This is a genomic window from Larkinella arboricola, from assembly GCF_003259745.1.
GTDB lineage: Bacteria > Bacteroidota > Bacteroidia > Cytophagales > Spirosomataceae > Larkinella > Larkinella arboricola.
The window spans coordinates 156,672-170,453 of the sequence record NZ_QLMC01000004.1 but is presented as its reverse complement, the minus strand read 5'-3'; the positions used below and the strand labels follow the sequence as shown (position 1 = coordinate 170,453).

12 protein-coding genes and 1 pseudogene are annotated in these 13,782 nt (G+C 51.9%); 7 read left to right on the top strand and 6 right to left on the bottom strand.

The window, feature by feature from the left end; all coding sequences use genetic code 11:
- Nucleotides 1-39 precede the first annotated feature (39 nt).
- Nucleotides 40-509: pseudogene (gene tnpA / locus LX87_RS16450) on the bottom strand (IS200/IS605 family transposase).
- A 116-nt stretch (nucleotides 510-625) separates the two neighbouring features.
- Between tnpA and LX87_RS16445 the strand changes: the two are divergent.
- The 6 genes from LX87_RS16445 (at nucleotide 626) to LX87_RS16420 (ending at nucleotide 7,749) form a co-directional block, all read left to right on the top strand.
- Nucleotides 626-2,179: a neutral/alkaline non-lysosomal ceramidase N-terminal domain-containing protein gene (locus LX87_RS16445; protein WP_111629365.1), complete on the top strand. Its 1,554-nt coding sequence runs from the start codon at nucleotides 626-628 to the stop codon at nucleotides 2,177-2,179.
- A gap of 17 nt (nucleotides 2,180-2,196) precedes the next feature.
- Nucleotides 2,197-2,877, top strand: coding sequence for a response regulator transcription factor (locus LX87_RS16440; RefSeq protein WP_111629364.1), 681 nt, complete (start codon nucleotides 2,197-2,199; stop codon nucleotides 2,875-2,877).
- A gap of 3 nt (nucleotides 2,878-2,880) precedes the next feature.
- Entirely contained in the window at nucleotides 2,881-4,257 is a 1,377-nt protein-coding gene (locus LX87_RS16435; protein WP_111629363.1) for a sensor histidine kinase, read from the top strand.
- Between the two features lie 114 nt (nucleotides 4,258-4,371).
- Nucleotides 4,372-4,686: a hypothetical protein gene (locus LX87_RS16430; protein ID WP_111629362.1), complete on the top strand. Its 315-nt coding sequence runs from the start codon at nucleotides 4,372-4,374 to the stop codon at nucleotides 4,684-4,686.
- A 182-nt stretch (nucleotides 4,687-4,868) separates the two neighbouring features.
- Nucleotides 4,869-6,509, top strand: a complete 1,641-nt coding sequence (locus LX87_RS16425; protein ID WP_111629361.1) for a SulP family inorganic anion transporter — start codon at nucleotides 4,869-4,871, stop codon at nucleotides 6,507-6,509.
- Nucleotides 6,510-6,687: 178 nt separating this feature from the next.
- On the top strand, nucleotides 6,688-7,749 hold the full coding sequence (locus LX87_RS16420) for a DNA topoisomerase IB (protein WP_111629360.1): 1,062 nt from the start codon (nucleotides 6,688-6,690) through the stop codon (nucleotides 7,747-7,749).
- A 13-nt stretch (nucleotides 7,750-7,762) separates the two neighbouring features.
- On the opposite strand, the gene LX87_RS16415 is transcribed toward LX87_RS16420, so the two are convergent.
- From LX87_RS16415 to LX87_RS16405, 3 genes are all read right to left on the bottom strand, one after another.
- Entirely contained in the window at nucleotides 7,763-8,458 is a 696-nt protein-coding gene (locus LX87_RS16415) for a DUF421 domain-containing protein (protein ID WP_111629359.1), read from the bottom strand.
- Between the two features lie 17 nt (nucleotides 8,459-8,475).
- Nucleotides 8,476-8,673: a DUF2188 domain-containing protein gene (locus LX87_RS16410; RefSeq protein ID WP_111629358.1), complete on the bottom strand. Its 198-nt coding sequence runs from the start codon at nucleotides 8,671-8,673 to the stop codon at nucleotides 8,476-8,478.
- A gap of 79 nt (nucleotides 8,674-8,752) precedes the next feature.
- Entirely contained in the window at nucleotides 8,753-10,126 is a 1,374-nt protein-coding gene (locus LX87_RS16405) for a TolC family protein (RefSeq protein WP_111629357.1), read from the bottom strand.
- 142 nt (nucleotides 10,127-10,268) lie between these two features.
- Between LX87_RS16405 and LX87_RS16400 the strand changes: the two genes are divergently transcribed.
- Nucleotides 10,269-11,906 carry an amidohydrolase gene (locus LX87_RS16400; RefSeq protein WP_111629356.1) on the top strand — a complete coding sequence of 546 codons (1,638 nt, stop codon included), beginning with the start codon at nucleotides 10,269-10,271 and terminating at the stop codon, nucleotides 11,904-11,906.
- A gap of 3 nt (nucleotides 11,907-11,909) precedes the next feature.
- Here the strand turns inward: LX87_RS16400 and LX87_RS16395 are convergent, their stop codons facing one another.
- Both LX87_RS16395 and LX87_RS16390 read right to left on the bottom strand, forming a co-directional pair.
- Nucleotides 11,910-12,695 carry a M48 family metallopeptidase gene (locus LX87_RS16395; RefSeq protein WP_111629355.1) on the bottom strand — a complete coding sequence of 262 codons (786 nt, stop codon included), beginning with the start codon at nucleotides 12,693-12,695 and terminating at the stop codon, nucleotides 11,910-11,912.
- Nucleotides 12,696-12,880: 185 nt separating this feature from the next.
- Nucleotides 12,881-13,777, bottom strand: coding sequence for an SAM hydrolase/SAM-dependent halogenase family protein (locus LX87_RS16390; protein WP_111629354.1), 897 nt, complete (start codon nucleotides 13,775-13,777; stop codon nucleotides 12,881-12,883).
- Between the last annotated feature and the right edge of the window lie 5 nt (nucleotides 13,778-13,782).

Here is a 13,782-nt window from a genome sequence, read left to right as displayed (position 1 = left end):
ACATAAACCACTAAGCCCCGGCGGGGCGTCCTAGCAATCCTATCCTTCTTCCTCCACCCATTTAAATAGATACTTCGTTTCAAACGGTATTTCAAACTTTTCTAAAAGTGCGCGGTATTCGTCGCGAAAGGTTCGCTTATGGTGGTGTTCTTCCTGATTCAGGATATATCGAACGACGGCATCGACTTGTGATTGAGAGTAGGAAAAGCACCGTATCCCTCCTGCCAATAAAATGGTACACGAGTCCAGCGTTTATCTTTGATAAAGGTTGAGGTTGCAGTTTTTACCTCCTTCACTAAATCTGCAATTGCCAATGCAGGAGAATAGCTAACAAACAAATGTGTATGATCCGGCATACAGTGAACAGCCAGGAACTTAGCACCTCGTCTCTGTACAATACCGGTTATGTAGCGATGCAATTCTTCTTTATGCCGATGTGGAATCAGACTTTGACGGTCCTTCACTGCAAATACAACCTGTACATAAAGTTGTGTGTATGTATTAGCCATACCGAAATGATTTGATGACTTCTGTTGGACGCTTTTTTTATTATTGAAGTCACATCGCTAACTTGACCTGATCATGCAATCCACGCTTCATAGCTGGCTTTCTAACCTCCTTTCACGTGCGTAAAGTCTTTCTCGGCTTCCTGTCGGTTATCGGCCTTTTGCTCCTGCTCCTGGCGGGCTACGGTTATTACAACAGCCGCGACCGGCATCCCGGTTACGCGCTCAATCTGAACATTCAGACGCCGGCCCAGCCTCAGCCGATTAAAGCCGGGTTTGCCGCCCTGAAAATTACGCCCCACCTTCCCGACCGCTGGACGGATCAAAACCGGAATGCCGCTTATCAACCCGACGAGGGCGACACCTACACCGACGGCAACCACAACGGCCAGTTTGATGCCTACTGGATGGCGGGGTTTGGGCAAAAGCGGGCGGCTAACGGTGTGCATGACGACCTTTGGGCGAGGGCAATGGTAATCGACGATGGCAGAACGCGGCTGGCCCTTGTGGCGGTGGACCTGATCGGCTTTATGCACAAAAACGTCATCAACGTCCGTAAAGCCCTCCCCGCCAGCCTGGGTGTTACGTACACCATCGTTTGCAGCACGCACACGCACGAAGCGCCCGACTTTCTGGGGATGTGGGGTGGTAGCGTGTTGAAAAGCGGGGTCAACAAACAGTACGAACTCTTTGTCGAACAGCAGGTTACGCGAGCTATCATACGCGCCGTAGCGAACCTCCAACCGGCGCGGCTGCGGTTTGCCCAGGACCTGACAGGTGCCGATTCGCTGCTCATGGACACCCGCCAGCCAATCGTGAAAGATCCCGGCCTATATATGATGCAGGCACTGGATGCCCAAAAAGACAGCACGTTAGGAACGCTGGTGGTTTGGGGCAATCACCCCGAGACACTATGGAGCAAAAACACGCTCCTGACCTCCGATTTTCCGCATTACGTCCGGCATTATCTGGAAAAAGGCATTACAAAGGGCGACTCGGTCGTTCAGAAAGGGCTGGGCGGTACGGTAGTCTACGCTTCCGGTTGTATCGGTGGACTCATGACCACGTCCCCCAAAGTTACCATTCAGGACCCGTTGACGGGAGAACGGTTGCAGGAGCCCACATTTGAAAAAGCGGATGCGCAGGGCAAACAGCTGGCGATGCTGATTCACAAAGCATTACAGCAGGATACGGTTACGGTTCGGCGGGGCGGAATCAGTTTGCGGGCGCAAACGCTGGAGATTCCGCTGGACAATAAACTATTTCAGTTGGCGGTTGGTCTGGGCGTTTTGGATGCAGGTTATAGCCGCTGGGGGAACTTACGGACCGAAATTGCGGCTTTCCGATTAGGAGAGGCTACGTTTCTGTGTGTGCCGGGCGAATTGTATCCCGAAATTGCCAATGGCGGAATCGAAAATCCGCCAGGTGCCGATTACCGGATGAAACCGTATGAAACCCCACCCCTCCGGAGCTTGATGCGGGGTAAGTACAAATTCATTCTGGGTCTGGCAAACGACGAATTAGGATATATTATTCCAAAAAGCGAATGGGATACGGAAGCGCCTTATAACTATAACTCGAAAGACAAACCGTACGGCGAAATTAATTCTACTGGTCCGGAAACGGCCCCTCGGTTATACCGGGCGATGACAGAATTATTACGTAGGTTATAAACCATATTGTTGGTTTTATGCAGATATTAATTGTAGAAGATGAGCATGAAGTTGCCTCCTTTATTAAGAGCGGACTGGAAGATTACGGATTCAGTGCAGACATTGCCAATGATGCCTTACAAGCCCAGGTACTGCTGTCGAATAAGGAATATACAACTATTATTCTGGATGTTAACCTTCCGGTAATTAACGGGTTTGAGTTGTGCAAAATCATCCGGAGCCGGTACGAAAATGTATCCATTCTGATGCTGACGGCCCTAAGCAGTACCGACAGCAAATTAAGCGGTTTTGATGCCGGCGCCGACGATTACCTGATTAAGCCTTTCGAATTCAGGGAATTAATTGCCAGACTGCGGGCGCTCAACCGCCGACGCTCGCTGCCATCGTCTGACCCCGTACTTAAAATTGCCGATCTGGAATTCAATCTGGAGAGCAAAACCGTTAAACGGGGCAATCAGAAAATTCTGCTGACAGCCCGTGAACTGGCCCTGCTGGAGTTTTTCATGAAAAACCAGAACAAAGCCCTGTCCCGCAACGAAATTACCGAGAAAGTCTGGGATGTCAACTTTGATACGGGGACGAACGTGGTGGATGTTTACGTCAATTACCTTCGCAAAAAAATCGATAAAGACTTTTCACCTAAACTGATTCATACCATTAGTGGAATTGGTTATATCATGCAGGAATCTGACGAATAACAAATGAAGATACGAGCCCGGATTTCACTTACATTTCTGATTACGGTTGCCGCTAACCTGGTGCTTTTCTCGCTTGTCATTTATTTTATCTCGGAATATTTCCGGCAGCGCGACTTCTATAACCGGCTGGTCGATAAAGCCAAGACGACGGCTTCGCTGCTCATTGAAGAGAATGAAATCAACTCGGCACTCCTCCAATTAATTGAGCGAAAAAACCTTACCTCGCTACCCGAAGAGCACATCATTATTTATAACCAGCAAAATAAAATCATGTACGCCAGCGCCAACACATCCAGCGAAATGGCGGACCGTAATAACCTGCTGACCCGGATTCGGGAGCGGAAACAACTCTATCTGCGCCGGAACAGACGGGAAATTGTCGGGATTGCCTACACGTATCAAAATCAGGAATACATCATCATTGCGTCGGCTTACGATGAATACGGCTTGATTGAAATGGCTCATCTGCGCAAGATTCTCGGTTTTGGGCTGGCGTTTAGCCTGGCGCTGGTCGGGTTGTCGGGCTGGATTTTTGCCGGGCGGTTTCTGCGTCCGATTTCCAATGTCATCCGGCAGGTGGATCAGATTAAAGTGTCGAACCTGAACCAGCGGGTCGACGCCGGTGATAACAGCGACGAGATTGCCCAGCTGGCCCATACGTTTAATTCCATGCTCGACCGCGTGCAGGAAGCCTTTGAGGTACAACGCAATTTTGTCGCCAATGCATCCCACGAGCTGCGGACGCCCCTCACGATCATCACCGGCCAGATTGAAGTCACGCTGATCAAACAACGGACGGTGGAAGAACATGAAGCCAAGTGGAAGTCGGTGCTGGAGGTAATCAAACGGCTGAATCTGCTGGCCAATAACCTGCTCGAACTGGCACAGGTCAGCCTGGATGATGCGACGATGAAATTCAACGAAGTGTCGCTGGACGATGCCATTTACCAGGCTACCCGAATGCTGACCACCCGGCGGCCGGATTACCATGTCATTTTTTCATTTGAAAAAGAAACCGAAGCCATGCAGTCGTCGCTGACCGTTCAGGGAAGCCTTTCCCTGTTGATTTCGGCGTTTGTCAACCTGATGGAAAACGGCTGTAAATTTTCCGCCAACAACCGGGTTGAGGTGATTATGGGCGCTAACGAACAGTGGGTTACTATCCAGTTTAAAGATGAAGGAATCGGTATTGACGAAGCCGACATCAAGCATATTTATGAGCCATTTTTCCGGGCTGAGAACGCCAAGCGAATTCATGGTTACGGCATTGGTCTGCCCCTGACCTACCGAATCATCCAGCTTCACCGCGGCCAGATCAATGTTTCTTCCCGCATCAATGAAGGAACCAATTTTTTATTGAAATTTCCCAAAAAACTCTAATCGGTTTCTAATCGGATTATAACCATCCTCTCATGAACTTCTAATAGACTCTTAATTAAGCCCTTGCAAGTAAGCCATACTTTTGTAATCGTCGCACCAATCAATTACAGAACTATGGCAACGAGCACTAATTTCACCAAAAGAGGCAATGAACTCCGCAACTGGGGCATCGTATGGGGCTTGATTTTTTTCGCTATCGGGCTAGATTTCTACATTAATTATAACGAGAATAAGCTTGATAAGGAGACGTACCGCTCCCAATATGAGGCCAAAGCTTTTGAAGCAGACTCCCTGCGGGCTGTAAAAAGCCAACTTGAACGCGAGCTGTTCCAAATAAAGGCTACGCGCACGACCGAAGCTAGCAACGCAGTATCCGGACCTGCACAAACGGATAAAACGGTTCTGGTTGCGTCTGAATCTTCTAATTAACCCTCACCCAATTTCCTGATTCGGCAAAAACCGTTCTCAGCCGGACCGTTTTATGGGCAGAACCGTTTCGGTGTTTTAGCTGATCCGGTTTCATCTGCCAACGCAACGTGAACAATTGCCCTATTTTCTACGCCGGTTACTCCGGTGCTAAAACGGGGAAAATCTGGAATACAACCATGCCAATGAATCACGTAAAAACAACACATACAAGCGCCCGGACTCTTGATTTCAGCAATGTCGTAGGCGACATTCGTGGCGGGGTAGTTTCCTTTCTGGTCGCGGTGCCTTTATGCCTGGGCATTGCCTTAGCCTCCGGAGCCCCGCTTTTCTCGGGGATTATCGCCGGAATTGTCGGTGGGTTAGTCGTAGGACTATTCAGCCGGTCGGCGCTCAGTATTTCCGGGCCGGAAGCCGGTCTGATTGTGGTTACGCTGGCCGCCATCGAATCCCTCGGGTCCTTTCCGGCGTTTCTGCTGGCCACCTGCCTCGCCGGTCTGATCCAGGTCGGCCTGGGCTACCTGCGAGCGGGCAGCATCAGTAACTTCTTTCCGTCTTCGGTTATCAAAGGAATGCTGGCTGGTATTGGTGTTATCCTGATTATAAAACAGATACCGCACCTGGTAGGCTACGACGCCGACTCAGCGGAAGAAATTTCGCTGTTTCAGCCCGAAGGGTTCAATATCCTCAATCAGTTCCGGATGGCGCTGGAGCAACTGAATGGCGTAGCGGTGCTGATTGCGGCCCTTTCGCTCATCATTCTGCTGTTGTGGGAACGGCCGGTTTTCAAGCAACATGCCCTCCTGAAAAACATTCCCGGGGCTTTGGTCGTCGTTGTCCTTGGTATTGGCATCAACGGCCTGGTGAGTGCCATCGCCCCTGCGTTCGCCCTGAAGGGCAATCACCTGGTTCAACTACCGGTGGCCGAAAGCTTTAGCGGTTTTTTCGGCCTGTTTACCTGGCCCGATTTTGACCAGTGGAATAACCCGCAGGTCTATGCTTCCGCCTTATCGATTGCCCTGGTTGCCAGCCTGGAAGCACTGCTGGCCATCGAAGCGTCGGATCAACTCGACCCGCTCAAACGCAAAACGCCCACCAACGCGGAATTAAAAGCGCAGGGAATCGGCAATCTGGTTAGCGGTTTGATCGGTGGTATTCCGCTGACGTCAGTGATTGTCCGGAGTTCGGTTAGCATCAACGCCGGAGCACGGACGAAACTGGCAGCTTTACTACATGGAACGCTGTTGCTGGTTTGTGTTATTGCGCTACCCTCTGTCCTAAACCAAATTCCCTGGGCCGCTCTGGCTTCCATTCTGCTCATTACGGGCTATAAACTGGCCCGAATCAGCATCTTCAAACAATTGTACAACGAAGGCATCGATAAGTTTATTCCGTTTGTAGCTACGGTGGTGGCCATTCTGCTGACGGATCTGTTAACCGGGATTGCTCTCGGGATGCTGGTGGCGCTCTTTTTCATCCTGCGGGAAAATTACCGAAATGCCCACCGTATCCATGTTTTCCAGAATGGAGAAAAAGAGCACATCCGCATCAGCATGGGCGATTATGTGTCCTTTCTGAGCAAGGCCAGTATGGTAAAACTCCTGACTTCCATCCCGGACAACGCCGTGGTGGAGATTGACAGCAGCCAGTCGTCGTACATCGACAGTGATGTGATGAATACCATCTATAACTTTAGAGAAACGGCCCTGAAGCGGAACATTCAGCTTGTTTTTTTGCGCGAACCGATCTCCGATCATAAACCCATTCCTGAATCCATTATCGCCAAACGCAACCGGCATTTGCGTGAGATCGAGCAGATGAAATAAGTATTCTTTGTGTGACAATGTCGATGAGACTGAGCGGCTTCCGCTCAGTCTCATTTTTTTGTGGTCAGCCAGCCCCGCCCGATGCCATGAAACCGCTGCTCCCCCGGTCTAAATATCCATCCGGCGGTTTAACTATTTGCCTGCCGGATCGGTTTATGAGAGAATTGAACCCCATTCCATGAATCTCGCAACACTGGCCCAGGACCCTGTTAAAGCCGCCAGGGCCGTCAAATTAGTTTATGTTAATGACTCCGCACCCGGTATTCAGCGCCAGCGGGCGGGTGATCGTTTTCTTTATAAAGACCAAAACGGTAACGAAATCGACGACGAAGAAACCCTGAACCGCATCAAAAAACTGGCCCTGCCGCCTGCCTGGGAGAATGTCTGGATTTGCTCCAAACCCAATGGGCACTTGCAGGCCACCGGAATTGATACGAAAGGACGGAAACAATACCGCTATCATTCAAACTGGAATACCATTCGCAGTGAAACCAAGTTTTTTCGGATGGTGGCTTTCGGAGAACAGTTGCCCGCTCTCCGTGCCCGTATTGAGAACGATTTGAAAAACCGGGCGCTGACCAAAGAAAAAGTGATTGCCATTGCACTGAGTGTGATGGAACAGACGCTGATCCGAATCGGCAACGCATCGTACGAAAAAGAATACGGCCACTACGGTCTGACCACCTTGAAAGATAAGCACGTCAACGTCGTGAACACGGGGATGCGGTTCCGGTTCAAGGGAAAAAAGGGCATTTACCACGACATTACAGTTCAGGATCGGCGGCTGGCCCGGCTGGTCAAAGCCTGCCGCGATATACCGGGTAAGGAATTGTTTCAGTATTACGACGAAAACGGCGAACACCGCAGCATCGACTCCGGCATGGTGAACGAGTACCTACGGGAATGCACGGGCACGGAGTTTTCGGCCAAAGACTTCCGGACCTGGGCCGGAACCGTCAACGCCCTGCGGCTGCTGGCCGAACTCGAACCGTGTACGACGGATAAGGAAGCGAAGAAAAACATCAATACCGTGCTGGAACAGGTGGCACACCGGCTGGGCAACACCCGCACCGTCAGCCGAAAGTATTACGTCCATCCACAGGTGCTCGAAGCCTACGAATGCCAGGATCTGAACCCGTATTTCAAACGCAAAAACCAGTTTCGCCAGACCTCGAAATATGGGCTGGACCCGATTGAGAAGCTCTTGCTGAAGTTTTTAAAAGATAAAGTGAAGGTATAAAGGACTTTCGCCCTTACTTCTCCGCCCGCACCCACCGGTGATGATCGCAGCGTTGGCAGGTTTTAACCGGCTTCTGGCCATATTCGACTACCTGACCGCATTGGCAACAGGCATAACGCCCGGCTTCGGTAAGGCTTTCAATGGGCTCTTTCAGCTTATGAGGAAAGATGGGCAGACCGTATTTAACATCGTTGGGTTCAAACTGAAAAATACTGACTTCACCGGTGGGTTCCAGAATCGCCGTTTCGACCTGTCCGAGCTGTTTGACGCCCGCGAGCCGAAGCTCGGCAAATAGTTCGTCCAGCCCCAGGTCTTCGTCGTCGAAGTTCTGCACCAGAATACAGCCGTTTTGAATGACATAAACGGGTTTTCCCTCCAGAAACTCCCGAGCCGTTTTGTTTTTATCAGCCAGGCGGGTAAAAATCTTGTAGCAGGTCATCATCACCACAAAAACCACGACAGCCACCAGCAGCGGAACGTCATCGTAGAACATGGGATCACCCGCGGCAGAGCCTAAACCGATAACCAGAACCAGTTCAAAAACGGAGAGTTGCTTGACTTCGCGCTTTCCCGAAACTTTCAGCGCAAGCAGGATGATCAAAAACATCACGGCCGTCCGCAACGCCACTTCGCCCAGGTAGCCTACCGGAAAGTCATGAATAAATATGCGTTGCCAATCGAAGGGTTCAACAGGTTCTTCCTTGTTCATGTAAGGGGCGGAGTCGGTCAGGCGGCTTTGGTTTTCCGTATTTTCATATTCCGGTTTGTCGCCCACTCCTCGGCCCGGGCGGTCGCAATCGGAATGGCCCGCTCCTCTGGCATCCCCTCGTTCAACAGGGCATTGGCAATTTCAATCGCTTTATTTCGCACCGGCGCCATAAAATTTTTCAGCGACACCGGATAATTAGCTCTCGTCCAGGGCATAATGAGTTAGGAGTTAAGAGTGATGAATTAAGAGTTTATATCTTTTTTACTTCTTAACTCATCACTCTTAACTCTTAATTCATTTCGTTTGTTGCAGAATCTGGCTGCTGAGCCGGAGGAGTTCGATCTCGGCCACCTTGGCGTTAAATTCGGCGTTGATCAGACGGGTTTCGGCGGCAACGGCATTGCGCTGCACATCGCGGAATTCGACGGGTGTAGAGTTCCCGACCCGGTACCGTTCGAAGGCAATATCCACGTTCTGGTTGGCGATTTTGAAACTCTCCAGTTCCAGATTCACCAGAATGAGGTTATTACGGTATTGCGAATAGGTTTGTTCGAGGGCCTGCTGGAGTTGCAGCCGCTGGTCAGACTCCTGATACTCGGTAATCAGCGCGCTGGTCTGGGCGTTGGCAATCAACCGGCGCTGGTTGAAACCGGTAAAAATGGGCACGCTGGCCTGAACACCGTACACCAGCGCGTCGTTGCGGGCGCTCCGGACCCCAAAACCGCCCTGGTTGTTGATTGCCGTAAAGTTATAACCACCCACCACATTGACAACGGGCAGACGCGTTGAGCGGGCCAGCCGGACGTTCAGGTCGGCCACCCGACGGTTCAGGGACGCAGCAATCAACTGCGGGTTGTTGGCTCCCAGCGACTGCCGAAGCTGGTCGAGCGAAATGTCCGTCCGGACAATAATCGTATCCCGAACGGCAAACTCGGTGGCCGGGTCGCGCACCAAGAGTGTATTCAGGAAAATCTTGGAATTACGCACGTTCTGCTGCTGGGTCACCAGCGCGGAACTGTCGGCGTTGTAGTCTACCTGTGCGGTCAGAAAATCCGCCCGCGAACGCGTGCCCACTTCAAAATTGGTGCGGGCCAGTTCGAGTCGTTCGCGGGAAATGTCGAGTGCCTGCCGTAACGACAGCAATTGCTGCAACTGCCGGATCACGTCGTAATAAGCCGTAGCGACATCGGCTACCGTTGTTTCAATGCTGGCCCGGGTGTTGGCTTCGCTGATTTTGACCACTTCGCCCAGCCGGTCGTACGTGATAAAGTTACCGAAACCGTTAAATACCATCCAGTTAACACCTAAACCCACCTGCGTATTACGGTTGGTAATACCGTAGAGGTTTTGCGGAGGACGCAGCCCGTCCAGAAACTCCTGACGCAGGTTTTGCAGGTTGTTGTTATTCGTCAAGTTACCGGTTACAAACGGAAAAAACGAGGCTTTAGCGGTTTTGAAGTCGGTCCGGGCAATCTGCTCCTGCGACTTAAAAATACGAATCTGATAACTCTTGTCGAGGGCGGCTGAAATCGCTTCCTGAAGTGTCAGGGTAGAACCTTCCTGTGTGACGACCGAGTTACGACGGAGCCGTGGCGCAAGGGATTGAGTTGGTTGGGCCCAGGCGGTTAAAAATGAAAGACAAAGGCTTAGGGATAGAAAAAAGCGCATTCTGATAGTATTTTCGGGTAATAAGCTTTCAAAATTAAACTATATTCTGTCATTCTTGGTATCCCCGAATTAGATTTGGAGCGAATCTTTACGGACAACCCGTTTAAAAGCCGTCTTTTGATCGTTGACTAAAAACGCACGCATGCTATACCGTTACCTGATTACTGGCCTATTTCTCCTCTCTTTTGCGGCTTGCTCGTCGAAAAAGAACGCCGATCTGATTGTTCATAATGCCGTCGTCTACACCGCCGACTCCACTTTTACCACCGCTCAGGCGTTTGCGGTGAAAGACGGAAAATTTCTGGCGGTCGGCTCTTCAGAAGCGATTTTGGACGGGTATGAATCGGACAGCGTCACCGATTTACGGGGTCAACCGGTTTATCCCGGCTTCTATGATCCGCACGCCCATTTTCTGGGCCTGGGGCAGATGCTCGATCAGGCCGACCTGGTGGGTACGGCTTCGTTCGACGAAGTGATTCAGCGGCTCAAAGCGTTTCACGCTAAAAACCCCACCGCGATCTGGCTTATTGGTCGGGGCTGGGACCAGAACGACTGGCCCGACAAACAGTTTCCAACCAAAGAAAAGCTTGATGCGGCTTTTCCCAACATCCCTGTTTGCCTTACCCGGATTGACGGACACGCGGTGATGCTGAACTCGAAAGCACTTCGACTGGCGGGCGTTACCCGAAACACCAACGTACCCGGTGGCGAAATTATGCTGGCGAACAACGAGCCGACGGGTGTGCTGATTGATAATGCGATGGGGCTGGCCCGGCGGGTGATGCCGCAACCCGATGCCGAAGACAAGGAACGGATGCTGCTGGCGGCTCAACGGGTTTGCCTGTCGCTGGGTTTAACGACGGTTTCCGACGCCGGGCTGGACCGAAAAGACATCGAACTGGTCGAACAACTGCATAAAGACAACAAGCTGAAAATCCGCGACTACGTGATGGTGAGCCTCGGCGAACCCAATCTGGATTATTACCTCAAACGCGGACCATTCCAGACCGACCGCCTGACGGTCCGTTCGTTTAAACTTTACGCCGACGGGGCGCTGGGTTCGCGGGGTGCCTGCCTTAGAAAACCGTATACCGACCGGCCCGAAACCGGCGGTTTTCTGCTGCTCAGTCCGAAGGAACTTGAACGGGCGCTGACCCTGCTGGCCCAGAGCGAATTTCAGGCCAATACGCATTGCATCGGCGATTCGGCTAACCACCTGATTCTGGATTTGTACGGCAAATTGCTGAAAAAACAAAATGGACGCCGGTGGCGGATTGAACACGCGCAGGTGGTTTCGCCGGACGATTTCTGGAAATTTAACCGGTATTCGGTGATTCCGTCGGTGCAGCCAACCCACGCAACGTCGGATATGTACTGGGCCGCCGACCGCCTGGGGCCCGTCCGGGTGAAAGGCGCTTACGCTTTTCAGGATTTAATGAAGCAGAACGGTCTGATTGCTTTCGGCAGTGATTTTCCGGTCGAAGCCCCCAATCCGCTGTACGGTTTTCATGCCGCCGTGGCCCGGGTCGATGCCAAAGGATTTCCGGCGGGTGGTTTTCAGATGGAAAATGCCGTTGATCGGGCCTCGGCTCTGAAAGCGATGACAAGCTGGGCCGCCTACGCCAACTTTGAAGATCACCTGCGCGGCAGCATCGAATCCGGCAAGCAGGCTGACTTTGTTGTTCTGCAACAGGACATTATGAAAATACCCGCGCCCGAAATTCGGGGAGCAACGGTTCTGCAAACGTGGATAGGGGGCGAAAAATTATTCCAGAAATAGCGGCTAATTGCTACCCTTGTATTTGGCAATTGCTTCCTGAATCCGGGCAACGCGGTTTTCGGGATCGGGGTGGCTGCTCATAAATTCGGAAGGGCGATTGGGTCCACCGGCGGCTTTCAGAATCTCCATGACCTCAATCATGGCTTCGGGTTTGTAACCACTCTCGATCATCCAGCGCACGCCCAGCTGATCCGATTCGATTTCGTCGTCGCGGCCATATTTCAGGCCGATCAGGTTGGCGACGTAAGCGGCAATGGCGGCATTACGGCCCGGCGCGTCGGGGTCTGCGGTGGCGATGGCTGCGGCTCCGGCCAGCCCCTGCGTCAGTTGCTGCTTGGCCATTTGCTCCGCCGAATGCCGTCCGACCACATGCGTAATTTCGTGGCCCAGAACCCCCGCCAACTGGTCTTCATTTTTCAGTTTGTCGAGCAAAGCCGCCGTGATAAAAATCTGTCCGCCCGGCACGGCAAAGGCGTTCACCGTCCGGTTATCGGCCAGTACGTGAAAATCAAACTGATAGGGACTGTTTTTAACGCTGGTTGAGTTGACGATTTTCTGGCCGACGCGCTTGACAGCCTGCTGCACTTTTTCGTCGGGATACAGCCCGCCAAATTGCTGAGCCATTTGCGGGGCGCTTTCGATACCCAGTCGTACCTCCTGTTCAGGCGTCATGCTGACGTGCTGCTTTTCGCCCGTCACCGGGTTTTCCTGCGTATTTGTAAAATAAGTGAACAGGGCCACCAGGGCCATCACCAAACCAATAACAAGTTGTGTGACTCGAGAACGCATAGGTAGACAGCTAAAACGGTTTCTTCGTTAATCGTAATACTAAACCAATTCGGAGCAAAAAGTTCTTACGCAGCATGAATAATGATGCCATAGGGCTGAAAAGGCCCCCTTTTGATCTGTTCAGCGGCCAGCCGACTGGTAACTGAAACGACCCGGACTTCAAATCCGGGTCGTTGGTTATTCTGTCATTTCTCCACCTCAATCCGCCAGCCGGGGCCGCTGCTTACGGTGTATTTCTCGGCAAAGTTGCCCATGTTGACCGCGACGGAAAAATTCAGCAAACTGTTGAAGTAGGCCACATTTGCGCCCTCCTGCGATTCGCCAAACGTATGGACGAGCGGAACGCGACTGTCGAAAACAGTCTGGTCTTTGTTAAAAATCCGGACTCGTACGGTTTCGCCGGTTTTGACACCCAGTTGCCCAAAAAGTTGCCGGGGAATGTTGGTCCAGACGTTGCCGTACTGCACATCCAATACCGGAATGTTTCCTTTCAAAACGCCTTTCTCAAAAACGGGCCGCTGGTACGGCATTTTCGTCACCTCGGCAGGCAGTTTCTTACCAACCTGCGCAAACGTGATGACTTTTGCCGCCAGCCGGGCTCCCGTGTAGGCATACACGTCGCGGCCATGAAACGTATAGGACTCGCTGGAATTTCGCAGCCGGTTGACCGCTTCGTCAATTTCGCGCACCTCCTGAATGCCCAGCTTTTCGGCGATGAGCGTAAGGGTTCCATTGTCGGGCGTCACAAAATAATGGCCCGACTGGGTCAGCAACACCACCGATTTCCGGTCGGTACCCACACCCGGATCACAGACCGATACGAAAACCGTGCCTTTGGGGTAATACGGGGCCGTCTGCAAAAGCCGGTAGGCCGCTTCCCAGATGTTATACGGCGGTATTTCGTGGGTCAGATCAAAAATCAGGAGGTTGGGCGACACGCCAACAGCCACCCCCTTCATAGCCGAAACCGCTCCGTCTTTCAATCCAAAATCCGACTGAAAAACCAGCACGCCGTTCTGCGCAAACAGCGCCGTTGTCGTCAGCCAGCCGCAGAGCAACAGAAAAGCGGTTTTTCGATTCATAAGCG

What these genes read in the sequence shown, in the direction of transcription:
- LX87_RS16440 (WP_111629364.1), top strand. Translation starts at nt 2,197, where the DNA reads ATGCAGATATTAATTGTAGAAGATGAGCATGAAGTTGCCTCCTTTATT.
- LX87_RS16435 (WP_111629363.1), top strand. Translation starts at nt 2,881, where the DNA reads ATGAAGATACGAGCCCGGATTTCACTTACATTTCTGATTACGGTTGCC.
- LX87_RS16430 (WP_111629362.1), top strand. Translation starts at nt 4,372, where the DNA reads ATGGCAACGAGCACTAATTTCACCAAAAGAGGCAATGAACTCCGCAAC.
- LX87_RS16425 (WP_111629361.1), top strand. Translation starts at nt 4,869, where the DNA reads ATGAATCACGTAAAAACAACACATACAAGCGCCCGGACTCTTGATTTC.
- LX87_RS16420 (WP_111629360.1), top strand. Translation starts at nt 6,688, where the DNA reads ATGAATCTCGCAACACTGGCCCAGGACCCTGTTAAAGCCGCCAGGGCC.
- LX87_RS16415 (WP_111629359.1), bottom strand. Translation starts at nt 8,458, where the DNA reads ATGAACAAGGAAGAACCTGTTGAACCCTTCGATTGGCAACGCATATTT.
- LX87_RS16410 (WP_111629358.1), bottom strand. Translation starts at nt 8,673, where the DNA reads ATGCCCTGGACGAGAGCTAATTATCCGGTGTCGCTGAAAAATTTTATG.
- LX87_RS16405 (WP_111629357.1), bottom strand. Translation starts at nt 10,126, where the DNA reads ATGCGCTTTTTTCTATCCCTAAGCCTTTGTCTTTCATTTTTAACCGCC.
- LX87_RS16400 (WP_111629356.1), top strand. Translation starts at nt 10,269, where the DNA reads ATGCTATACCGTTACCTGATTACTGGCCTATTTCTCCTCTCTTTTGCG.
- LX87_RS16395 (WP_111629355.1), bottom strand. Translation starts at nt 12,695, where the DNA reads ATGCGTTCTCGAGTCACACAACTTGTTATTGGTTTGGTGATGGCCCTG.
- LX87_RS16390 (WP_111629354.1), bottom strand. Translation starts at nt 13,777, where the DNA reads ATGAATCGAAAAACCGCTTTTCTGTTGCTCTGCGGCTGGCTGACGACA.